Raw genomic sequence first — 21,026 nt, 5'->3', positions numbered from 1 at the left:
GCGAAAAGTGGATGTCATGACACAAAGATTGCGCAACAAAAGAAAACCCCGCCCATGAAGAAGTCATGGGCGGGGCTTTCTCACTTGAAAACAGAATGAGTTATTTCATCGTCGGGATGACAAACTCTGCACCATCCTTCACGCCGGAAGGCCAACGCGAGGTAACTGTCTTGGTCTTGGTGTAGAAGCGGAATGCATCCGGGCCGTGCTGGTTGAGATCGCCGAAGCCCGAAGCCTTCCAGCCACCAAAGGTGTAGTAGGCAATCGGAACCGGAATCGGCACGTTGATGCCGACCATGCCGACCTGAACACGGCTGGCAAAATCACGCGCTGCATCACCGTCGCGGGTGAAGATGGCAACGCCATTGCCATATTCATGTTCATTTGGCAGAGCGAGCGCTTCTTCGTAGTTCTTGGCGCGAACAACCGAAAGAACCGGGCCGAAGATTTCTTCCTTATAGATGCGCATATCCGGCGTTACATGATCAAACAGACAGCCGCCCATATAGAAGCCGTTCTCATAACCCTGCATCTTGAAGCCACGGCCATCAACGACGAGCTTTGCGCCTTCCTCAACGCCGAGATCGACATAACCACGAATCCGCTCAAGTGCTGCCTTGGTGACCACCGGACCAAAGTCGGCGGAATTGTCCGTTGATGGGCCAATTTTCAGCGCTTCAACGCGTGGAATCAGCTTTTCCATAAGACGGTTTGCAGTGTCTTCACCAACCGGAACCGCAACAGAGATCGCCATGCAGCGTTCGCCTGCTGAACCGTAACCGGCGCCAATCAGCGCATCGACCGTCTGATCGATATCGGCATCCGGCATGATCAGCATGTGGTTCTTGGCACCGCCAAAGCACTGAACGCGCTTGCCGTTTGAGCAGCCACGACCATAGATATATTGCGCAATCGGCGTCGAACCAACGAAACCGATGGCCTGAACATCCTTATCGTCGAGCAGCGCATCGACCGCATCCTTGTCGCCATTGACGACGTTGAAAATACCAGCCGGAAGGCCAGCTTCCATGAACAGTTCAGCAAGACGCATCGGCACACCCGGATCACGTTCCGATGGCTTGAGCACGAAAGCATTGCCGCAGGCAATCGCCGGGCCAGCTTTCCACAGTGGGATCATGGCCGGGAAGTTGAACGGCGTGATACCGGCTACAACACCGAGCGGCTGTCGCATCGAATAGGTGTCGATGCCCGTGCCTGCATTGTCAGTGAATTCGCCTTTGAGCATGTGCGCGGAACCGAGGCAGACTTCCACCACTTCGAGACCGCGCTGAATGTCGCCCTTCGCGTCAGCAATCGTCTTGCCATGTTCGCGTGCCAGCAATTCAGCAAGGCTGTCATATTCTGCTTCAACGAGTTCGAGGAACTTGCGCAGAATGCGCACGCGACGCTGCGGGTTGGTTGCAGCCCATGCTGGTTGCGCTGCCTTGGCATTTTCGACCGCCGCACGCACTTCATCTTTGGTGGCCAGCGCCACAGTACCCTGAACCGTGCCATCCAGCGGCTGATAAATATCAGCCGTGCGACCGCTTTTGCCAGCAACATGCTTGCCGCCGATGAAATGTCCTACAGTGCGCATGAAAACGCCTCCCTTGTGTTTATCCCTTGAGGCGGCAAAAGACCGCCTTCTTAAGGCCTATCCTGACTCTGCAAATTCATGATTGCAAGGCGCTGAAAAGCGTATCCGTTGTGCATTTTTTATAGTACAAAATCATAGGGAGGCAAAATGCCATGAACTGGGATGATATTCGTATTTTTCTCGCCGTTGCACGCTCGGGGCAGATTCTGGGTGCGGCCAAAAGATTGGGCCTTAACCACACCACGGTTGCACGCCGTCTGACCGCTCTTGAAACCGCACTTTCAACGACCCTTCTGACACGCCGCACCAACGGCTCCACACTCACACAGGCAGGCGAAGAATTTCTCTTAGCAGCCGAACGCATGGAAGCAGAGATGCTTTCCGCCCGCGCGCAGGTTGGCAATGCCGATGTTGCCGTGTCCGGCACGGTGCGGATCGGCGCGCCGGATGGCTTTGGGGTCAATTTTCTTGCGCCCCGGCTTGCGCGCCTGACGCAGCAATATCCCGATCTCACCATTCAGCTGGTTCCAGTGCCGCGTTCGTTCTCGCTGTCGCGGCGTGAAGCCGATATCGCGATTACCGTTGAACGACCTGAGCAAGGCAGGCTGATTGCCCGCAGGCTGGTGGATTATACGCTTGGTCTTTATGCCCATCGCAGCTATCTCGAAGAGCATGGGACACCGCAAAGCACGGATGAATTGAGCGGTCACAGACTGATCGGTTATGTTGAAGACCTTGTGGTTAATCCATCACTTGCCTATGCATCGGAGATTTGCCGCGACTGGAAACCAGATTTTGAAGTGTCGAGCGCACTGGGTCAGGTGGAAGCCGTGCGGGCCGGTGCAGGTATCGGCATTCTTCATGCGTTTATCGCACGTGCTGATTCCGATCTCGTGCCGCTGTTTCCTGATCGCACCATCCGCCGCGCCTATTGGCTGACCTATCACGAATCCGCACGCACGCTTCGCCGCGTGACGGCAGTTTCCGCGCTGATTTCAGAACTGGTCGAAAACGAAAAATCGCTTTTTAGCTAACCTTCATATAGACAACCATGGCCCCGACGATCATCGCGGCGGGTACGAACAAGGCATCAAGACCAATAAAATAATGGCCGAGGCCACCGCCAACAGCACCAAGCATCAAGGCCAGCCAAACCGCGACATGCTGCAACCACCGCCACTTCGGTGTTTCACCGCGCAGCGAACAGGCAAGATCGGCAGCAGCATTAAAAAGCGTGCCCGTCACGTAAGTTACACCCAGACGGGCGGCGCCAATCGGTTGCACGGCCGCGTTTTGCGCGCCCATTGCGGCGGCAAGCAGCAGGACCGGCTGGATAAACATTGCGCCTTCGCGCCGCAAGACGCCAACCAACAATAAAATCGCTACCACACTGGCCATCACATAAAGACTACCCGCACGACCGTAAGCGCGAACGACAAGTGTTCCGAAGAAAGCGCCCAGGAAAAACAGGACAATCAGGATAGCGGGAAACCAGATCAAGACCTCGCCCTGCACGCCCGGCTGCCCGGCAATCGCAGTCCCAAGTTGCGTGGTGTTGCCACTCATGAACGATGCAAAGAAACCGCCCAGTTGCAGAAAGGCAATTGCATCAACGAAACCAGCGGATGCAGTCAGAGCCAAGCCAAGCGATAGCTTCGAATTCGGTGTCATTCTTCTTAAGCTTTGAAAGATGCTGGCCGGTCCTTAAAACCGGGCCATTATGATGATTGGTAGAGAGCGCAATCCGACCGCAGTAATCCGAGGTCGTCAGACGCGTTTGACGATCCGCAGGATTATCAGAAGGATGGCAGCGCCGATAAAGGCATTGACGATTGAGGCAACCACGCCGCCGCCAACCGAAAAGCCAAGACGCGGCAGCAGCCAACCCGCAAAAAAGGCGCCGATCACACCCACAATAATATTGCCGATAACACCAAAACCACCACCCTGCACGACCTTGCCTGCCAGCCAGCCGGCAATAAGACCAACGAACAGGAATACAAGAAGACTCATACCATCCATAAGAATTTCTCCCTCTGAGAACGCATCCACGACGCATTTGCGGTGAGTTGACTATGAGTCGGGCTTACTGGCAAGAGGCTTGCATTCTAAGGCGCGAGATGCTGGAAAGCGCTGACGACTTCTTCGTAAACCTTGCGCTTGAACGGCACGATCAATTCCGGCAGTTCCCGCATTGGCTTCCACGCCCATTCCTCAAACTCAGCCGTATGGCCACCGGGCGGCGGATTGATCGCGATTTCGCTCTCATCACCCTCAAAACGATAGGCAAACCATTTCTGGGTCTGTCCGCGATATTTGCCTTTCAGCGCATGCCCAACGAGACGCGCTGGCAGGTCGTAATTGATCCAGTTCGGCGCTTCTTCAAGCAGTGACACAGACTTCATGCCGGTTTCTTCATAAAGCTCACGCAGCGATGCCACAGCTGGGTCTTCGCCCTTGTCAATGCCGCCCTGCGGCATTTGCCAGAGCTGCGTTGCACCATCCATTTCGTCACCCGGAATGACAATGCGTCGCCCGGCCCAGACAAGACCCGCTTTATTGAGCACCATCAACCCAACACAGGGACGATATGGCAGGCTTTCAGGATCGACAGGGCCTTTGTGCTTCGACATGGTATCTCCGTATGCATGCGTTTAAATCAAGTGTTATGCGGCAATTCATAGCGTTTCAATGGCATTGAACTGCGACAAAAAGAAAACGCGGAAGCCTGAACTCCCGCGCTTTATTTCTCCTTCAAGCGTGACTGCTGATTAGTTCAGAACGCTCTTTTTCGGGTCTGGCGGGAAGGCTGCATTGGCAACTTCACCACGCAAAAGCTTCAGCGCGTCATTGAGCTGAACATCGTCCTTAGGCTCAAGCGGCACATAAGCAGCAGATCCCGAACCGGCATCATCTTCTTCATTGCCTTTGATATGGCCTTTCAGTTCGGATTCGCCGCGCACAACATCTTCGCCACGCATTTCAGGCGGCAGCGGCTGTTCAACCTTGATGTCCGGGGTAATACCCTTGCCCTGAATCGACTTGCCGGATGGTGTGTAATAGAGCGCGGTCGTCAAACGCAACGAGCCATTCTCACCAAGCGGAATGATGGTCTGCACAGAACCCTTACCAAAGGACTGCGTACCCAGCACGGTCGCACGGCGATGATCCTGCAACGCACCGGCAACGATTTCGGACGCACTGGCCGAGCCGCCATTGATCAAAACAATCAGTGGCTTGCCGTTTGTAAGATCACCTTTATGGGCATCAAAGCGCGTCACATCCTGCGGATCACGCCCACGGGTCGAAACGATCTCACCCTTGTCAAGGAAGGTGTCAGAAACAGCTACCGCCTGATCAAGCAGACCACCCGGATTAAGCCGCAAGTCAAGCACATAGCCCTTGAGCTTGTCAGCAGGCACTTTTTCCTGAATATCCTTGATCGCTTTCTTGAGATCATCCGACGTCTGTTCGGTAAAGGAAATCACACGCAGATAGCCGACATCGTTTTCGATACGCGAACGAACAGCCTTCACCTTGATCACCGCGCGATCAATCTTAAGCGTGATTGGCTTGTCCGCACCCTGACGGATCAGCGTGAGTTCAATCGGGGAACCGACCTCACCGCGCATCTTTTCAACAGCATCAGCGAGGCTGAGACCACGGACTTCCTGTCCATCGATCTTGCTGATCAGATCACCCGCAAGAACGCCGGCTTTGGAAGCAGGCGTATCATCAATGGGCGCGATGACCTTCACGAGGTCATTATCCATGGTGACTTCGATGCCAAGCCCGCCGAACTCGCCCTTGGTCTGCACGCGCATGTCCTGTGCGGCTTCCGGGTTAAGATAGGAAGAATGCGGATCAAGCGACGTCAACATGCCATTGATCGCGCTTTCCGTCAGCTTCTTGTCATCGGGGGGCGTCACATATTGCTGACGCACGCGCTCGAAAATATCACCGAAGAGAGCCAGGTCCTTATAGACATCGCTGTCTTTCCCCGCTGCCGCAAAGGCCGTGGAAGCAGGCGCGCCCTGAACCATCACCATGGCTGACGCCCCCAGAAGGGCTCCGGCGAACAGCAGCGACAGTTTACGTATCATTTTGTGTCCTTCCAGAAAGCCGCTCGGACCACCACGGGGCCGGATCAACGGGTTTTCCATCTTTTCGAAACTCAATGTAAAGCAATGGCGCGCCATTGCCCACTTCAATGGGTGCAACACTTGCGAGAAGTTTTTCACCCATCGCGCCGACCGGCTCCCCGGCAAGAACAAACTGACCTTGCGCCACGTCGATTCGGCCCATGCCTGCCATCACGATATGATAGCCATTGCCAGCATCAAGGATCAAGAGTTGCCCATAAGATCTGAATGTACCCGCATATAATACTACGCCATCGGAAGGTGACGTAATCGTGGCAGCAGGCAAAGTTTCGACAATCTGCCCCATCATGTTGCCGCCGACACCATCCTTGTCACCAAAATGGCGGATCAACTTGCCAGAAGCAGGCAAAATCAACCTTCCACGCAAGGATGCAAAGTCAAGCTGCGCCTCCAGACGGCCAACATCAGGCGTTGTTTCTCCGGCCTTTTCACGGGCCTTCGCCAGACGCTCGGCCTCGGCCTTGCGGGCTGCATCAGCTGCATCACGCACGCCAGCCATCTGCTTATCCAGTCCGTCGATCAACTCCTTGAGGCTGCCCGCTTTTGCGGCAAGTTCTTCCGAACGCTTGCGCTGCGCATCCATTTCCTGCTCGGATTGGGCCTGCAATTTCTTTTTTTCTTCAAGAAGAAGTGATTGCCGCTTCTGCTCTTCGGCCTGCGCAGTACGCGTGGTTTTCAATTTTTCCTGCTCCTGCTGGATAGAAGCAGTCACGCGCTGCATGTCTTTGAGATCACCCGCAAGTTCCTCCACCTGCCCACGCATTTCCGGCACCACCGCGCCAAGCAAAACAGCACTGCGCACCGATGCCAAAGCATCATCGGGCCGCACGAGGATAGCAGGCGGCGGATTCAGGCCCATGCGCTGCAATGCGGCCAAAACCTCAGACAGAACGTTACGCCGCGCCCGCAAAGAAATGCGAATTCCATCTTCCTGCTCCCGCAGCGCAACCAGTTTATCAGCACTATCAGCAATATCCTGCTGCAATTTCTTGTCCGTCTTGGCAGACTGGATCAATGCCGCCGTTATCGTTACCTGATCTTTTTTGAGGTTTGCAACTTCGCCTTCAAGCTGCTTGAGCTTATCGCCCGTAACCGACAATTCGGTGGTAAGCTGCTCATATTCACTCGCCGCCTTCTCACGCTGCTCTTGCAGCGCTTCCTGTGCGAAAACCTGCGGCATGCCTGCCATAAGAGCAGTCGCAACAAAGCCCACCCGCATGAGTGCAGGCAGCAAAGGCATTTTTGAAAGGCGACAAGAACTCATGATCTGCTATATCAGGAAAAAAGAAGGCCAAAACTAGCCGCAGAGCATTAAGGAATTGTTAGCTATAAGCAATCCGTAAAAATTTCGCCTCGGCCATTGGTCCTATTCGTCATTTCTGGTGAAACTGCGCGCAATTACGGCGCAAGATCAGGGTAACTCTGCACATATTGTTGCATTTCACGCCGATAGCGCCAGACGGCGCGGGCGCGGTGTTTCCAAAGATCGCGGCGTGGCCGCTTCCATGGCTTTTCCGGACCATGGAAATGAACAATGATATCCGGCACAGATTTACTTTCCTCGACATCGCCACCAAGTCGGGCAATGTGGCGCCGCTGCCTGGCAGCCCGGCTCCATGAAGAATTATAAGCCGGGTTGAGCAGATGTACGCGATCCCGAAAAACATTGTTGAGATGGTCCTGATCGCCCAATGGACACGCGGACGCACGAACAAGATCTTGCATTGCCTGATGTAGTTCCGGCTCTGCCCGAATGGCATCCGTATCAAGCAGCAGAACGCCGGAATTGAAATAGCGCGATATATCGCTTTGCTGCATCAATTCCTGTAACTCACGCACACGCGGCAAACATTTTTCGCGCACCTTGAGGCTACGTGAAGACCATTTCGCCACAACACAATCGCGCACCGCGCCAATCGGGCAGCCTTTGAGATCAAGGCCGAAAAGTGGGGCGACATCACCCACCACCTGCGTGTCGCCATCAATATAAAGAACGCGCCCTGAAATTCGGGCCGGAATATGCAAACGCCCCATGGATGCCGCCGAAATATAAGCCGTTGGGCCCTTTGCGCCCTCAAGATCAGCGCTCGTCAGAGAAAGGCTATTCAACGTAACTGACGGATTGGTGGAAGCGACCCGATGCACAGCTTCCCAATCCTGCTCACTTAGTCCATCACCCCAGAAATGGATGATGCTGGGGACAGACAAGTGACGCAGAACGCCCCACATCGCCACAAGTGTTGGTTTGAGAAACCCGTGATCGGTTACGAAGACGATCTGCGGCAGCGTTTTATTCGTCGATGAAAGCGACATGTAATTCTTCAGATGATGCACGAGGCAGTTACGAAACCCGACCCGTCGCATTAGTTATTAGAAGAACGTGAAATAATTAGGACCGATGATAGGGATGACCCGCAAGAATCGTCGCCGCGCGATATAATTGTTCAGCAACCAGAATGCGGGCTATCTGATGCGGCCATGTCAGCTCACCGAGTGCCAGAACCAGATCGGCACGTGAGCGCAAAGCGGGATCGTGTCCATCCGGGCCACCAATGGCGACAATCAGCTGACGCTTACCAGCATCACGCATACGGCCAATGCGTTCAGCAAAAGCTTCCGAGCCAAGCGCCTTGCCGCGCTCATCAAGCAGGATAAGGGCAGCACCATTATCCAATGCTTCATGGATGCGCTGCGCTTCTTCGGTCTTGCGCAGTTCAGCAGTCTGTCCACGGCTTTCGGGAATTTCGCTCACACCGGCGAATTCGAGCCCAAGCGGTGGGCCCGCCTTGGAAAAACGGTCAAAATAACGCTCGACCAACTCCCGCTCGGGGCCGGCTTTCATCCGGCCCACGGCCATCACACTCACACGCATCGCGTCCTCTTACGACTTAGAGCGCATCTGGATCTCATAAAAACAGAGAGCGGCGCCCTAACTCTTTCTTTTAACGCGCATCTTTATCCGAAAACCGTTTCACACTTTTCAGGATGCGCTCCAATCAGTGCACCGTTCCCGATGCGCGCTGATCTTCGAAATCGTCGTTGATCCAGATTTTTTCCAGATTGTAGAAATCACGGATTTCCGGGCGGAAAATATGGACGACAATATCACCAGTATCGATGAGAACCCAATCCCCACCTTCGAGTCCTTCGACCCGCATATCTTTGCAGCCCATTTCGCGAAGCGCCTGCAAAAGATGGTCAGCGACAGCCGTCACATGACGATGCGAACGACCAGACGCGACGATCATAAAATCGCCGATCGAAGATCTTCCGCGAATGTCGATGGGAATAATAGATTCTGCTTTGGAGTTTTCGAGACTGGCCAAAGCCGCGTCGAAGGTCTGGGACACGAAAGCTGTTTCGTTCATCCCGACCGCTGAAGGCGCGTGGTGAGCCTTCTTCTCAATTGCTGTTCTCAGTGTAGTTCCTTTCTGTCAAGAACAACGCAGTACGGCAGTTATAAGCACCGCACATGCCTAAGATAGGCAGAGTCCTTGCATTCTTTCAAGCTTTTTGGGGTGATAAGCCCATTCACTTTTTCAGTTTTTGTTTGCGGAGCGCCGTCGACGAAAGCGATGATCGCGGTCCGTGAATAAAGGTCCATGCCGGTGGCGAGCGCCGCGCCAGAATTGGCGCGTAATGTTCATCCAACCGGCTGCGGGAAAAGGTCTGCGCCATCCGCGATGACAGATAGGCCAAGGTCGAACCCGGTCGGTCAATAACTGCGATCGGAAACGTCTGCGCAATCTCACGCCAGCGCTGCCAGCGATGAAACGATGCGAGATTGTCTGCGCCCATAACCCAGACGAAATGCACGCCGGGATTGGCCTTGGCAATCAGCGCCAGAGTGTCGGCTGTGTAGCGCACGTTAAACGCTGCTTCCAGTGCAGTCACCTTGATGCGCGGATCGCTGGCCACATGCTCGCTCAGCTCCAACCGTTCAGAAAGCGGTGCAAGTTCGCGCTTATCCTTCAGCGGATTGCCGGGCGTCACCATCCACCAAAGCTGATCAAGCTTTAGCCGTCGAATAGCGATTTCAGCGACTAGCGCATGGCCACCATGTGGTGGGTTGAACGAGCCGCCAAACAGGCCGACCGTCATGCCCTTTTCGACATGTGGCATACGCAAATAACGCACATCGACGCCCGGATAACGCGTTTTTAATGCGGTAAGCCCGAAGCCAAAACGCATCAGCCTCTGACCTGTCCGTTTCCACGAACACGATATTTGAAGGAAGTCAGCTGTTCGACCCCAACCGGACCACGCGCGTGCATCTTGCCCGTTGCGATACCAATTTCAGCGCCCATGCCGAACTCACCACCATCTGCAAACTGCGTCGAGGCATTGTGCAGAAGAATGGCCGAGTCGATCTCGTTGAAGAAGCGCATAACGACATCCGCATCCTCAGCCACAACCGCTTCGGTGTGGTGCGAGGAGTAACGGTTGATATGCTCAATCGCACCCGAAACACCATCGACCAGCGCCACCGAAATAATCGCATCGAGATATTCGGTCGACCAGTCTTCTTCGCTGGCAGGCTTGGCACTTGTATACAGTGCTCGCACTTCGTCGCTGCCGCGAATTTCACAACCCTTGGCAGCCAGATCTTCAAGAACCGGCACCAGATGCGTTTGAGCCACTCCGCGATCCACAAGCAAGGTTTCGGTTGCACCGCAAATGCCGGTGCGGCGCATCTTGGCATTCACCGCAATCGCACGCGCCATGTCGAGATCAGCCGACTTGTCGATATAGAGATGACAGATGCCTTCAAGATGCGCGAAAACCGGCACGCGCGCTTCCGATTGCACCCGCGCCACGAGGCTTTTGCCGCCGCGAGGGACAATCACGTCAATCGCGCCATTCAGACCTTTGAGCATTTCGCCAACCGCCGCACGGTCTGTAACCGGCACGATCTGGATAGCATCGGCAGGCAATTGCGCTGCCTCCAGTCCCGCAACCAGCGCCTTGTGGATGGCTGCCGACGAATACGCGGAATCTGATCCGCCGCGCAAAATGACCGCATTGCCAGCCTTAAGGCATAGCGCGCCAGCATCTGCCGTCACATTGGGACGGCTTTCATAAATCACACCGATGACGCCCAATGGTGTACGAACGCGCTCGATATGCAGACCATTCGGACGATCCCATTCGGCAATCACTTCACCGACTGGGTCATTCAATTCAGCAATAGCGCGAATGCCCTCGGCAATCGCCTGAATACGACCGTCATCCAGTGTCAGCCGATCAACAAACGAAGCCGCCATGCCGCTTTCGGCGGCACTGGCAAGATCAAGCTTGTTGGCTCTCAGAATGGCATCTTTGCTTGCAAGAATGCTATCTGCGGCAGCTAGCAGAGCTTTGTTTTTCTGTTGAGGCGAAGCGATGGATAGCGGAGCCGCTGCCTGTCTGGCTTTACGACCAACCTCTGCCATGATGGCTGCGATGTCAGTTCCGGCATCCACTTTGTTCAACATCCTCTTCCCCTTATGCTTCTTCAGTCTCGGTGGTGGTCATACCCCGTACCACCAGATCATTCCGATGGATCATCGCGCTGCGTGCATCATAGCCAAGAATGGCACTGATCTCATCGCTTTTGTGCCCGGCAATTTTTCGCGCATCTTCCGCATCATAAGCAATCAGGCCGCGCGCAATTTCCCGGCCTTCTTCATTGAAAACCGCAACCGTATCGCCCCGTTCAAACTGGCCTTCAATCTCTCTCACGCCGGCAGGCAAAAGCGACTTGCCGGATTTCAGCGCTTTGGCTGCACCAGCATCAACTTTCAAACGACCAGCTGGCTCAAGATTGCCGGAAATCCAGGTCTTCCAAGCATTCACCGGCGCACGCGCTGGCTCAAACAATGTCGCCCGCTCACCACGATCAATAGCCGAAAGCGGCCCCATCCGTGTACCGGAGGTGATAATCATCGCGGTGCCTGCCGCATTGGCAATCTTGCCGGCGTCAAGCTTGGTCTTCATGCCACCGCGCGAAAGCTCGGAAGCAGCAGCACCTGCCATCGCCTCAATCTGGGGTGTGATTGTTGTAACGAGCGGAAGAAACTGCGCATTCGGGTCCTTATGCGGCGGTGCCGTATAAAGCCCATCAATATCCGAGAGCAGGATCAGAAGATCAGCCCCCATCATGGTGGCAACACGGGCTGCAAGGCGATCATTATCGCCATAACGAATTTCGGTTGTCGCAACCGTATCATTCTCATTGATGATTGGCACAGCGCCAAGCTTCAGAAGCGTTTCAATCGTTGCGCGCGCATTGAGATAACGGCGACGCTCTTCTGTATCCGAAAGCGTCACCAGAATCTGCCCCGACTTGATGTCATGGCCACCAAGCACATCGGCATAGGCTTTTGCGAGCGCAATTTGCCCAGCGGCGGCGGCGGCCTGACTTTCTTCCAGCTTGAGCGATTTTTTCGGCAAACCAAGAACAGTACGTCCAAGTGCTATAGCACCGGACGAAACCACCAGAACTTCGACGCCCACATGATGAAGCGCCGCAATGTCCTGACCCAGGCTCTCAAGCCAGTTTTGCTTGAGCCCGGTCGCGCGGTCCACCAGAAGGGCGGAACCGATTTTGATAACGATGCGGCGGTAGTTTTTGAGTTGTTTGAGCATGTCTTCAGTTCCTGCGCCGCATCTTCAACTGTTATTCTTCTTCAGCCGCACCGGCTTCAACTGCACGACTTTTATCGATGACGGCAGCCAGCTGGCGAAGCGCATCGTTCAAGCCTTCATGGCTAACGGCCGAAAGCAACAGCGGATCGCGGCCACACGCCTTCTTGAGCGCCTTCACCTTTTGCTTGCGTGCATCCGGATCAAGCGTATCGATCTGCGACAGCGCCACGATTTCAGGTTTCTCGGTAAGGCCATGCTCATAGGCCTCCAGCTCACCGCGAATAACCTGATAAGCCTTCGCCACATCGTCTTCCTGCGCAGACACCAAATGCAGAAGCACGCGGGTACGCTCGACGTGACCGAGGAAGCGGTCGCCAAGGCCGATGCCTTCGCTTGCACCTTCAATCAGACCCGGAATATCCGCAATCACAAACTCACGTGCATCGACGCGCGCAACACCGAGATTGGGGTGCAACGTGGTAAAAGGATAATCGGCAATCTTAGGTTTTGCAGCCGTCACACTTGCGAGGAATGTCGATTTACCCGCATTCGGCAGGCCGACCAGACCCGCATCAGCAATCAGCTTGAGCCGCAACCGAATAGTACGCTCGATACCTTCCTGCCCCGGATTGGCACGACGTGGCGCGCGATTGGTCGAAGTCGTGAAATGCAGATTGCCAAAGCCGCCATTGCCGCCCTTGGCCAAACGATAACGCTGACCAATTTCGGTGATGTCGCAGATCAGCGTTTCATCATCTTCTTCAAAAATCTGCGTGCCGACCGGCACTTTGAGGACGACATCATCGCCTTTGCCGCCGGTCATATTGCGGCCCATGCCATGCATGCCAGTCTTGGCCCGGAAATGCTGCTGATAACGGTAGTCAATCAGCGTATTGAGGCCATTGACGGCTTCCACCCAGACGTCGCCACCGCGTCCGCCATCGCCGCCATCAGGACCGCCGAATTCAAGAAACTTCTCGCGGCGGAACGACACGGCCCCCGCCCCACCATTGCCGGAGCGGATATAGATCTTGGCCTGATCGAGAAATTTCATTGAACCCTACCTCTTGCGACGCAATAGAAACTTGATTGGATGCGTCTTAAACCTTGGGACTGCGCACAATCTCGCGCAATCCGATTTGCAATTACAGCAAAACCTGTGCCCTGCAAACAGCAGAAGCATAAGGTTTTCAGCCTAAATTCAGTTTCCATGCGGAATCACTGAAATCGATATAGAGCAATTCCTGATCCAGATATTGCCCTTTGACATAAAGCGACTTTGGCTCAACACCATAGGATTTGAAACCGAGGCCATAATAGATACGCTTTGCAGGCTCATTGGTCGCCACGACTTTCGCATCCAATATCACAACATGCCGGGCCGCGTGTTCGATAATCTGCCCAACAAGTGCTCTGCCAAGTCGCAAGCCCCGCGCTTCCGGCGCGACATAGACGCTGACCAGCGTACCACGGTGACGCTCGGATCGACGTTCATGGCGATGTAAACCAGCGATACCCATCAGGTTTTCACCATCAAAGGCACCGAAAATGACATTGCCGTTCACCTGCTCCAACCGGCGCGCAAACACGCTGTCGGAATAGGCATTTTCTTCTTCAAAGGTCGACCCGAAAGCCTGCGGCGCCAGCTGCAATGCAGACAGGCGTATCGCGCGGAACCGGTGCAGGTCTCCCTTATCCAGTGCGCGAACAACAACCCTTTCACGGGTTACAGCATAAATATCGTTCATTATATTCCCCGATGTTTATCGGCCCTGCTCTTTTCAGCAGGGCCGTCTCTTTTGATTATACCTGCCAGCTTCTCAGGCCGATCCAGGTCCGCCGATCAAGAACATAGCGCTCGACAGGGACATTTCCCGAAGCGAGCGAATCCGCCATGCCCATGCTGCTGAACTGAAAGCCACACTTATGAATCACGCGACGCGAACCGACATTGCTTGCGTGGCATGAGACATGCAGACGCTCAATTGGCGTGGCCCGAAAGGCAAGATCGATCAATGCGTGGGCAGCTTCCGTGGCAAAACCATGCCCCCAATAAGGCTCGCCCAGCCAATAGCCAATCTCCAGACCTTCGCCATGGCTATGCGGATGGATGCCACAACACCCCATAAAGATTCCGGTTTCAGCTTGGGTAATCGCGTAAATGCAATTGCCCATCTCGCCTTTTCGGACGCGCTCTACAAAATCGATGGCATTTTCGCGGCTGTATGGATGAGGCATACGGGCGAGCATAGCAGAGACGCGGGCGTTATTGGCAAGATAGGAAATTGCATCCACGTCTTCGGTATGTGGCGGGCGGAGAACCAGCCTGTCCGTGACGAGGACGGGGCAATCTAAACCGGGCGAGAGATCAGCATAACTGGCCTCCCGCTCGCTACAGCTCTCGTAATATTCTTCTTCTAAAACGTCGACGACCATTTGTCTGTCCTCCAGATGCAAAAAGGGAAGATGGTGGTCCCATCTTCCCTTCGATCTTTTGGCTGGTCGCCATATATACCGGGTCCAATGGGACGCCGGTATTTATGAGTGCCCGGCTTACTCTGCTGCTTCTGCGATCGGGTTAACCGATACGTAGGTGCGGCCGTTGGCTTTCGTGCGGAAAGCAACGGAACCATTGGTGGTAGCAAAAATAGTGTGGTCTTTACCGAGGCCAACATTGGCGCCAGGATGCCACTTCGTGCCGCGCTGGCGCACGATGATGTTGCCAGAAACGACAGCTTCGCCGCCGAACTTCTTCACGCCAAGGCGCTTCGACTCTGAATCGCGACCGTTACGCGACGAACCACCAGCTTTTTTGTGTGCCATTGGATTTCTCCTTTAATCTCTTCTACTTACTCAGCCGACTCGGCCTTGGCTGCAGCCTTCTTAGGCGCTGCCTTCTTTGGCTTTGCGGCTTCGCCTTCAGCGGCATCTGCCTTAGGAGCCTTCTTCTCAGCGGCCTTCTTCGATGGCTTTGCACCGTCGGTAAGGATCTCCGAGATACGGATCGTCGTCTGTTCCTGACGATGACCGCGGGTGCGCTTCGAATTCTGACGGCGACGCTTCTTGAACGCGATAACCTTGCGTGCACGGCCCTGTTCAACGACTTCGGCCGTTACCAGAGCGCCTGCAACAACTGGCGCACCAACGGTCGAACCGACCATCAAAACTTCTGCGAATTCTACGATGTCGCCAGCTTCGCCAGCAACTTTTTCAATCTTGATAACGTCATTTGCGGCAACGCGATACTGCTTGCCACCGGTCTTAATGACTGCGAACATTTGTTGTCCTTTCGGTTGTTCGGTCCGGCTCTCATTTCCACGACATTTGCGCCGAAGTGATGGGCCGTCTTTTTATCAGTCGGTTGGTGAGTGGGCATTGTGCCCTTGATAACGACTCCGGAAACCCGAAATTTCGCAATCAAAACAATAGGCGCGGATTACCCCACGCCTAAGGTCAGGTGCTTATAGGTTGGAAGCTGCAGGAAAGTCAAGATTTTTCACAACAGAATGCAAATTAGGTCTTGTCTAATTGCATTTGGCTCGTTATTGAGCCGCTACACACTTAGCATTCGCTTTAGATGCTTACCAACGGCGCGGTTTTAGAGATCGCTTTATCGTGGTGCACCATGCGGAGAGGTGGCTGAGTGGTCGAAAGTACCGCACTCGAAATGCGGCGTGGGGGTAACTCCACCGTGGGTTCGAATCCCACCCTCTCCGCCATTTTATCTAGTAAATCAATTAGTTGAATATGAGAGTATCATCTCTAAGTTGCATTGACTGCATCACTCATTGTCGCCCTTCTGATAATGAGCCACGCTTGCGGCAGTGAGCGTGGTCGCCTCGACCTCGTGGTGTAGAACTACGTTAAATGTCGCTCAGATTCGTGCTAGGAAGAAGACCGAATGCTTAACTCCCCAATAGACCTGTCCGGAGGACTGGTCGAACAGCTTGATCTCGCCCCCGTGCGTAAAGGCTCACTGGATGGGCTTCGCTTTACCGTGAAAGATAACATTGACCTCGCGGGATATAAGACTTCCTACGGAAGCCCAGCTTGGCGGGACGCGCATCCGGTACCTGTTCACAACGCCCTTTGTGTCGATCAACTGCTCGCCACGGGCGCACGGTGTGTCGGCAAGGTCATTGCGGACGAGTTCACGTATAGCCTTGACGGAGAGAGCTTCTATTTTGGCACCCCCCGCAACGCGAAAGCACCAGATCGTGTTCCCGGCGGCTCGTCCAGCGGTTCAGCGGCCTCCGTCGCCAATGGTTTTGCGGATTTTTCGCTTTGCACCGACGCAGGAGGTTCGATCCGTGTTCCGGCAAGCCTTTGCGGCCTGTGGGGGATGCGCCCATCCCTTCATCGGATTTCCGAGGCCGGCGTTTTGCCGTTTCAGCCAAGCGTCAGCACTGTAGGCGTGCTGGCGAACCGATTAGACGTGCTCGATGCCACGATGCGCGTCTTGCTCAACGGTACGGCCTCACCGATGCCATTGCCGAGGCGCATCTTCGTCTTACAAGATGCGTTGGAAATCTCAGATTCCTCCGTGCGAGATCAAGTCAGCATCGTATTGGATCGAATAGCAGAGAACACCGACCTTGCTGTCGAACGGATAAGATTTTCCGAGATCGTCGGAGAGCCGTGGGAACTGAAGGTGTGCAATCTGAACGGACTGCGCGACCTGCAAACTGCCGAATTCCAGAGCACGGTCGGCAATTGGATCGAAGCCTGCAAGCCCGAACTCGGCTTCACTTTCTCGATGGCTTACGGAAATGTCCAGAAGTTTGACCGCATCGCTGCGCTTGACAACATGGCGAGGTGCGAAAGCCTCTTTAGGAAAATCAACACCTTCTTCACCCCGGAAACGATGATCTGTTTCCCTACGACGCCGAAGATTGCCCCTCGGAAAGGGTCCCTGAACACGCTTGAAGCGGTGATGGACTTCTATGATCCGACGATGACCATCACCGCATTTTCCGGCGTAGCACGCTTGCCGGAGGTCTCTACCCCGCTGATGATGGTAGATGATTGTCCTGTTGGCCTGTCCTTCGTCGCAGGTCACTATCAGGACGAGTTCCTGTTGAGCGCGGTGCGAGGAATGGTCGGCTAGCGGACGCTGGCCAGGCCGTCACAATAGGACATCGCATCATTCAGGGACTGCGTCTGAAAACTGTAAAGCCTGCCACCGCCGTCCGTGAGCTTGCCATACTCAGCCACGTTCTTGATGTCGCCATGCATGATTGGGGCTACCCTCTCACCCAACCACGCAGTTGCGAGACCCTGTTTGTTTGCAATATCTTCCGGCAAACGTTAGCCGCATTGTCAGCCAATCCAATCCCTCAGTTCAATTTCGGCGCGCTCCAATGCGCTGTAATTCAAAAGCTTCCGAAGCAGAGCGACTGTTACCGCACGCGAACGCAGGTTAAAACGCCCCTCCTCCGGCTCGCCCTTTTCCTGATACACGCCCAGTTTTTCGTAGAGTTGCTGTAATCTATTCTGCACGCTTCTGAGCGACAGGTTCCGTCGGCGCGCAATAACGCGGTCGGTCAGACCAAGCGCGATGTCGATCAGAATTTCATATTCGCTTTCACTGAACCCGCTGGTGTGGCCGAGGCTTTTTTGTTGCAAACCACGCACTTCACGGTCGATCACACATTGCGCTTCAACGAAAATACTGCGCAGCGCCAAGCGCAACTTATCGTCGGACGCTGATTTCAGCACATAGCCATAGGCCGCCCCTTCCGGCACGATGCGCGAGACACCGCGCACATAGGCTTCATCGGCGTAATTCGACCAGAACAAGATGCGGGTTTCCGGGTTTTCCTTCCAGATGGTGCGCGCGGCTTCAATGCCATTGCGCCCGCTCATTTGTAAATCCATCACGATATGGGCCGAACGATGCATCCGTGCGAGCTTTTCGCCGGTTGAACCGTTATCCGCTTCCAGCACATCACTACATTCGGGTAATGCTGCGCGGATCGCCTCACCCAGATAGGTGCGATGCAGCGGATCATCCTCCACGATCAGAACCTGCATCTTATTCTCCATTTGTATCATCCATTTCCAGCGGCAGATGAATCGTCACGCATGTGCCGCTGCCTTCGATATTCTTCCTGATCGTAAAACTTGCTGAAATCAGTCGCGCCCGCGTGCGCATATTATCGATACCATGGCCAGTGCGCTGCGTCTGACGATCCATACCAATGCCGTCATCCATGACTTCAACAAGAAGCCGACCGCCCTTATCGCGAAAGCGAACACGGATTTCACCGGCAAGAGCATGCCGGATCGCATTGTTGATGGCTTCCTGCACGATGCGGAAAAGCGAAGTCGCGACTGTCTCCTCAAGCCTGTCGGTCATGCCATCGCTCTGGTCGTCCAGAACCCATTCGATTGCAGCGCCGCTTTCGCGAATTGAGCGGTCAAGATGATTTTCCGTTGCCTGCGCAAAGCCGAAAAGCTGGAGCACCGAGGGTTTTGCTTCTTCGATAATTTGTCGCAAATCCTGCATACAATGCTGCAAGCCACGAAACAGCGGTTCAAGCTGCTCGCCGGAAAGGTCTGGTGCATGCGTCAGCCGCTCAACATGGCGGGCAAGGCGCGTCAGATCGGCCAGTGTCTGATCATGCAAATCCATGCCGATCCGATGACGCTCGGCCTCCAGCGCCTCTGTGAGCTTGAGTGCGCCAAACCGCAAGCCCTCTTCACGCGCCCGCGCTTCCGTCTCGACAATCGCCGAGCGTTTGGCCTGTTCGGCGGCACGGATTGCAAAAAAATATGGCGTCAGAAGATCTGCAATTGATTGTGCATTTTCCACGTCACGCATCGCATAACTGCCCGTTTGCAAACTTGAACAGCTCAGTGCACCGATAATATCGCCCTGTGCTTTGAGAGGAACATGCAGGCGTGCTTTGAGATCATGCTCAAAGATCGGTGTTGAAAACGCGCCTTCGAAATGAAAGCGCGGATCAGTGCGGGCATCATCCGTCAACAGATATTCGACCTCACCGGACAAGACGGTGCGAATAGGGCTTCCGGAAAGAAGAGCGGGCGGATTGCGGCTCCAGGCTGTCGCAATACCACTCTCATAAGCGATGTGAAACTTGCCGTCGATCATCTTGATGCAGACATCAAGATGATCGTAGGGCAGGATATGATTGATCTCGGTGGCAACGGCCTGAATGATGGAATCGAAATCGAGTTGCCCCGCTAACAATCTGGAAATATTCAGGTAGCGGTCCAGCAGGCGCGCAGGCGCGAGTTCCAGCAAGCGACTCTCCTCCCAAAGACAGGTTGCTTTGTACGTATAATACGCCGCTTTTCTACCGGCACGTCTTGCGGGTTCCCGCAATTTTGCTGCGCGAACCCGCAGCATGGTTGCTTCGATCAGCCTTCACAGCGCAGCGCATTTATTTCATCCTCGCTTCACCAGAAAATTGCCCGCAAGACAATAGGAAATGTCACGGGAGAGTTGGTGTCGTTGAGGAGCGGCGGTGCGGGAGGTTTCGCACCACATTCAAATTCGAACGATCCGAAGCGCTCATAAGCGTTGCGGAGCGTATATTTGCAACTGGGAGGAATGAAATGAAGCTTGGGAAAACCCTTTTGGCATCCGCCGCACTCGCCCTATTGATGACGAGCGGTAGCGCATTCGCTGACACATCATCGAAAAAGATCGCTTTCTCCAACAATTATGCTGGCAACTCATGGCGTCAGGCGATGCTACAGAGCTGGGACAAGGTGACGAAGGAAGCCGTCAGCGCTGGCACAGTTTCGGCAGCCGATGCTTTCACCACCGCTGAAAATCAAGCGACGGAACAGGCCGCGCAGATTCAAAACATGATCCTGCAAGGCTATGATGCGATCGTTATCAACGCCGCGTCGCCAACCGCTCTGAATGGTGCTGTCAAGGAAGCCTGCGACGCTGGCATCACCGTCGTTTCGTTCGATGGTATCGTGACGGAGCCTTGTGCATGGCGCATCGCGGTCGATTTCAAGAAGATGGGCGAAGGCCAGGTCGACTATCTGGCAAAACGCCTGCCGGAAGGTGGCAATCTGCTTGAAATTCGTGGCCTTGCTGGCGTCTCCGTTGATGATGAGCTGCATGCCGGCATTCAGGAAGGTGTGAAGAAGCATCCGAATTTCAAGATTGTCGGTTCGGTCCATGGCGACTGGGCGGCTGATGTTGCGCAGCGTGCGGTCGCAGGCGTTCTGCCAAGCCTGCCAAAGATCGACGCCGTGGTCACGCAGGGCGGTGACGGCTATGGCGCAGCACAAGCCTTTGCCGCGGCAAAGCGCGAAACGCCGATCATCATCATGGGCAACCGCGAAGACGAACTGCAGTGGTGGAAGCAGCAGAAAGACGCAAACGGCTATGAAACCATGTCGGTTTCGATTGCGCCGGGCGTTTCAACGCTTGCTTTCTGGGTTGCACAGCAGATTCTTGACGGCAAGGAAGTCAAGAAAGACCTCGTTGTTCCGTTCCTGAGCGTCAGCCAGGAAACTCTCGATAAGGAGCTTGCCAACACCCAAAAGGGTGGCGTTGCGAATGTCGAATATTCGCTTGAAGACGCGCAGAAGGTCATCGCGGAAGCGAAATAACCTCATCACCTTATCTCCCAGGGGGTGGGCGTGTCTCACGC

Annotated in this window: 22 protein-coding genes and 1 tRNA gene; 4 read left to right on the top strand and 19 right to left on the bottom strand. The window is 54.7% G+C overall.

All coding sequences use genetic code 11. The features are described from left to right. Positions 1 to 100: 100 nt before the first annotated feature. On the bottom strand, positions 101 to 1,597 hold the full coding sequence (locus OPR82_RS12760; protein ID WP_265985185.1) for a CoA-acylating methylmalonate-semialdehyde dehydrogenase: 1,497 nt from the start codon (positions 1,595 to 1,597) through the stop codon (positions 101 to 103). Positions 1,598 to 1,749: 152 nt separating this feature from the next. On the opposite strand from OPR82_RS12760, the gene OPR82_RS12755 reads away from it, so the two are divergent. Continuing rightward, on the top strand, positions 1,750 to 2,631 hold the full coding sequence (locus tag OPR82_RS12755) for a LysR family transcriptional regulator (RefSeq protein WP_265985184.1): 882 nt from the start codon (positions 1,750 to 1,752) through the stop codon (positions 2,629 to 2,631). Here OPR82_RS12755 and OPR82_RS12750 read toward each other — a convergent pair. From OPR82_RS12750 to rplU, 16 genes are all read right to left on the bottom strand, one after another. Beyond that, positions 2,624 to 3,268, bottom strand: a complete 645-nt coding sequence (locus OPR82_RS12750; protein ID WP_265985183.1) for a YoaK family protein — start codon at positions 3,266 to 3,268, stop codon at positions 2,624 to 2,626. The genes OPR82_RS12755 and OPR82_RS12750 overlap by 8 nt on opposite strands. A 96-nt stretch (positions 3,269 to 3,364) precedes the next feature. Next, positions 3,365 to 3,619, bottom strand: coding sequence for a GlsB/YeaQ/YmgE family stress response membrane protein (locus OPR82_RS12745; protein WP_265985182.1), 255 nt, complete (start codon positions 3,617 to 3,619; stop codon positions 3,365 to 3,367). Positions 3,620 to 3,705: 86 nt separating this feature from the next. Then, positions 3,706 to 4,230: an RNA pyrophosphohydrolase gene (locus tag OPR82_RS12740; protein WP_265985181.1), complete on the bottom strand. Its 525-nt coding sequence runs from the start codon at positions 4,228 to 4,230 to the stop codon at positions 3,706 to 3,708. 138 nt (positions 4,231 to 4,368) lie between these two features. Next, positions 4,369 to 5,700 (bottom strand): S41 family peptidase, encoded by a 1,332-nt coding sequence (locus tag OPR82_RS12735; protein WP_265985180.1) that lies wholly within the window; start codon positions 5,698 to 5,700, stop codon positions 4,369 to 4,371. Then, positions 5,690 to 6,979, bottom strand: a complete 1,290-nt coding sequence (locus tag OPR82_RS12730; protein WP_265985224.1) for a murein hydrolase activator EnvC family protein — start codon at positions 6,977 to 6,979, stop codon at positions 5,690 to 5,692. The genes OPR82_RS12735 and OPR82_RS12730 overlap by 11 nt, the downstream gene beginning before the upstream one ends. 179 nt (positions 6,980 to 7,158) lie before the next feature. Next, positions 7,159 to 8,073 (bottom strand): glycosyltransferase family 8 protein, encoded by a 915-nt coding sequence (locus OPR82_RS12725; RefSeq protein ID WP_265985179.1) that lies wholly within the window; start codon positions 8,071 to 8,073, stop codon positions 7,159 to 7,161. Positions 8,074 to 8,149: 76 nt separating this feature from the next. Further along, positions 8,150 to 8,632, bottom strand: a complete 483-nt coding sequence (gene rlmH, locus OPR82_RS12720) for a 23S rRNA (pseudouridine(1915)-N(3))-methyltransferase RlmH (protein ID WP_265985177.1) — start codon at positions 8,630 to 8,632, stop codon at positions 8,150 to 8,152. Positions 8,633 to 8,756: 124 nt separating this feature from the next. Next, on the bottom strand, positions 8,757 to 9,128 hold the full coding sequence (gene rsfS / locus OPR82_RS12715; RefSeq protein WP_265985176.1) for a ribosome silencing factor: 372 nt from the start codon (positions 9,126 to 9,128) through the stop codon (positions 8,757 to 8,759). A 163-nt stretch (positions 9,129 to 9,291) separates the two neighbouring features. After that, positions 9,292 to 9,951 carry a nicotinate-nucleotide adenylyltransferase gene (locus tag OPR82_RS12710; protein WP_265985174.1) on the bottom strand — a complete coding sequence of 220 codons (660 nt, stop codon included), beginning with the start codon at positions 9,949 to 9,951 and terminating at the stop codon, positions 9,292 to 9,294. Beyond that, entirely contained in the window at positions 9,951 to 11,234 is a 1,284-nt protein-coding gene (locus tag OPR82_RS12705) for a glutamate-5-semialdehyde dehydrogenase (RefSeq protein ID WP_265985173.1), read from the bottom strand. Before OPR82_RS12705 ends, OPR82_RS12710 begins: the two co-directional genes overlap by 1 nt. A gap of 10 nt (positions 11,235 to 11,244) precedes the next feature. After that, on the bottom strand, positions 11,245 to 12,387 hold the full coding sequence (proB, locus tag OPR82_RS12700) for a glutamate 5-kinase (protein WP_265985171.1): 1,143 nt from the start codon (positions 12,385 to 12,387) through the stop codon (positions 11,245 to 11,247). 31 nt (positions 12,388 to 12,418) lie between these two features. Next, positions 12,419 to 13,441: a GTPase ObgE gene (gene obgE, locus OPR82_RS12695; RefSeq protein ID WP_265985170.1), complete on the bottom strand. Its 1,023-nt coding sequence runs from the start codon at positions 13,439 to 13,441 to the stop codon at positions 12,419 to 12,421. A 136-nt stretch (positions 13,442 to 13,577) separates the two neighbouring features. Beyond that, on the bottom strand, positions 13,578 to 14,135 hold the full coding sequence (locus OPR82_RS12690) for a GNAT family N-acetyltransferase (protein WP_265985169.1): 558 nt from the start codon (positions 14,133 to 14,135) through the stop codon (positions 13,578 to 13,580). Positions 14,136 to 14,190: 55 nt separating this feature from the next. Next, the gene (locus OPR82_RS12685) at positions 14,191 to 14,823 is read right to left on the bottom strand and encodes a GNAT family N-acetyltransferase (RefSeq protein WP_265985168.1); all 633 of its coding nucleotides are present in this window, start codon (positions 14,821 to 14,823) and stop codon (positions 14,191 to 14,193) included. Positions 14,824 to 14,940: 117 nt separating this feature from the next. Beyond that, on the bottom strand, positions 14,941 to 15,210 hold the full coding sequence (rpmA, locus tag OPR82_RS12680; protein WP_007876947.1) for a 50S ribosomal protein L27: 270 nt from the start codon (positions 15,208 to 15,210) through the stop codon (positions 14,941 to 14,943). A gap of 26 nt (positions 15,211 to 15,236) precedes the next feature. Further along, positions 15,237 to 15,665, bottom strand: a complete 429-nt coding sequence (gene rplU, locus OPR82_RS12675; protein WP_265985166.1) for a 50S ribosomal protein L21 — start codon at positions 15,663 to 15,665, stop codon at positions 15,237 to 15,239. 351 nt (positions 15,666 to 16,016) lie between these two features. On the opposite strand from rplU, the gene OPR82_RS12670 reads away from it, so the two are divergent. Further along, positions 16,017 to 16,106: transfer RNA gene (locus tag OPR82_RS12670), tRNA-Ser, on the top strand. A gap of 182 nt (positions 16,107 to 16,288) precedes the next feature. Then, positions 16,289 to 17,494, top strand: a complete 1,206-nt coding sequence (locus OPR82_RS12665) for an amidase family protein (protein ID WP_265985165.1) — start codon at positions 16,289 to 16,291, stop codon at positions 17,492 to 17,494. A 212-nt stretch (positions 17,495 to 17,706) separates the two neighbouring features. Here the strand turns inward: OPR82_RS12665 and OPR82_RS12655 are convergent, their stop codons facing one another. Continuing rightward, positions 17,707 to 18,420 carry a response regulator transcription factor gene (locus OPR82_RS12655; protein WP_265985164.1) on the bottom strand — a complete coding sequence of 238 codons (714 nt, stop codon included), beginning with the start codon at positions 18,418 to 18,420 and terminating at the stop codon, positions 17,707 to 17,709. Position 18,421: 1 nt separating this feature from the next. Continuing rightward, the gene (locus OPR82_RS12650) at positions 18,422 to 19,654 is read right to left on the bottom strand and encodes a GAF domain-containing sensor histidine kinase (RefSeq protein WP_265985163.1); all 1,233 of its coding nucleotides are present in this window, start codon (positions 19,652 to 19,654) and stop codon (positions 18,422 to 18,424) included. A 314-nt stretch (positions 19,655 to 19,968) separates the two neighbouring features. Here OPR82_RS12650 and OPR82_RS12645 point away from each other — a divergent pair, with 314 nt between their 5' ends. Next, positions 19,969 to 20,985: an ABC transporter substrate-binding protein gene (locus tag OPR82_RS12645; protein ID WP_265985162.1), complete on the top strand. Its 1,017-nt coding sequence runs from the start codon at positions 19,969 to 19,971 to the stop codon at positions 20,983 to 20,985. Positions 20,986 to 21,026 lie beyond the last annotated feature (41 nt).

It is taken from the genome of Ochrobactrum chromiisoli (genome assembly GCF_026241335.1).
Lineage (GTDB): Bacteria > Pseudomonadota > Alphaproteobacteria > Rhizobiales > Rhizobiaceae > Brucella > Brucella chromiisoli.
The sequence above is the reverse complement of the archived record's forward strand: the minus strand, read 5'-3'. Positions and strand labels throughout refer to the sequence as shown.

What these genes read in the sequence shown, in the direction of transcription:
- proB (WP_265985171.1), bottom strand. Translation starts at nt 12,387, where the DNA reads ATGCTCAAACAACTCAAAAACTACCGCCGCATCGTTATCAAAATCGGT.
- OPR82_RS12705 (WP_265985173.1), bottom strand. Translation starts at nt 11,234, where the DNA reads ATGTTGAACAAAGTGGATGCCGGAACTGACATCGCAGCCATCATGGCA.
- OPR82_RS12735 (WP_265985180.1), bottom strand. Translation starts at nt 5,700, where the DNA reads ATGATACGTAAACTGTCGCTGCTGTTCGCCGGAGCCCTTCTGGGGGCG.
- OPR82_RS12710 (WP_265985174.1), bottom strand. Translation starts at nt 9,951, where the DNA reads ATGCGTTTTGGCTTCGGGCTTACCGCATTAAAAACGCGTTATCCGGGC.
- rlmH (WP_265985177.1), bottom strand. Translation starts at nt 8,632, where the DNA reads ATGCGTGTGAGTGTGATGGCCGTGGGCCGGATGAAAGCCGGCCCCGAG.
- OPR82_RS12740 (WP_265985181.1), bottom strand. Translation starts at nt 4,230, where the DNA reads ATGTCGAAGCACAAAGGCCCTGTCGATCCTGAAAGCCTGCCATATCGT.
- OPR82_RS12665 (WP_265985165.1), top strand. Translation starts at nt 16,289, where the DNA reads ATGCTTAACTCCCCAATAGACCTGTCCGGAGGACTGGTCGAACAGCTT.
- OPR82_RS12725 (WP_265985179.1), bottom strand. Translation starts at nt 8,073, where the DNA reads ATGTCGCTTTCATCGACGAATAAAACGCTGCCGCAGATCGTCTTCGTA.
- rplU (WP_265985166.1), bottom strand. Translation starts at nt 15,665, where the DNA reads ATGTTCGCAGTCATTAAGACCGGTGGCAAGCAGTATCGCGTTGCCGCA.
- OPR82_RS12730 (WP_265985224.1), bottom strand. Translation starts at nt 6,979, where the DNA reads ATGCGGGTGGGCTTTGTTGCGACTGCTCTTATGGCAGGCATGCCGCAG.
- OPR82_RS12760 (WP_265985185.1), bottom strand. Translation starts at nt 1,597, where the DNA reads ATGCGCACTGTAGGACATTTCATCGGCGGCAAGCATGTTGCTGGCAAA.
- OPR82_RS12655 (WP_265985164.1), bottom strand. Translation starts at nt 18,420, where the DNA reads ATGCAGGTTCTGATCGTGGAGGATGATCCGCTGCATCGCACCTATCTG.
- OPR82_RS12690 (WP_265985169.1), bottom strand. Translation starts at nt 14,135, where the DNA reads ATGAACGATATTTATGCTGTAACCCGTGAAAGGGTTGTTGTTCGCGCA.
- obgE (WP_265985170.1), bottom strand. Translation starts at nt 13,441, where the DNA reads ATGAAATTTCTCGATCAGGCCAAGATCTATATCCGCTCCGGCAATGGT.
- rpmA (WP_007876947.1), bottom strand. Translation starts at nt 15,210, where the DNA reads ATGGCACACAAAAAAGCTGGTGGTTCGTCGCGTAACGGTCGCGATTCA.
- OPR82_RS12685 (WP_265985168.1), bottom strand. Translation starts at nt 14,823, where the DNA reads ATGGTCGTCGACGTTTTAGAAGAAGAATATTACGAGAGCTGTAGCGAG.
- rsfS (WP_265985176.1), bottom strand. Translation starts at nt 9,128, where the DNA reads ATGAACGAAACAGCTTTCGTGTCCCAGACCTTCGACGCGGCTTTGGCC.
- OPR82_RS12755 (WP_265985184.1), top strand. Translation starts at nt 1,750, where the DNA reads ATGAACTGGGATGATATTCGTATTTTTCTCGCCGTTGCACGCTCGGGG.
- OPR82_RS12750 (WP_265985183.1), bottom strand. Translation starts at nt 3,268, where the DNA reads ATGACACCGAATTCGAAGCTATCGCTTGGCTTGGCTCTGACTGCATCC.
- OPR82_RS12645 (WP_265985162.1), top strand. Translation starts at nt 19,969, where the DNA reads ATGAAGCTTGGGAAAACCCTTTTGGCATCCGCCGCACTCGCCCTATTG.
- OPR82_RS12745 (WP_265985182.1), bottom strand. Translation starts at nt 3,619, where the DNA reads ATGGATGGTATGAGTCTTCTTGTATTCCTGTTCGTTGGTCTTATTGCC.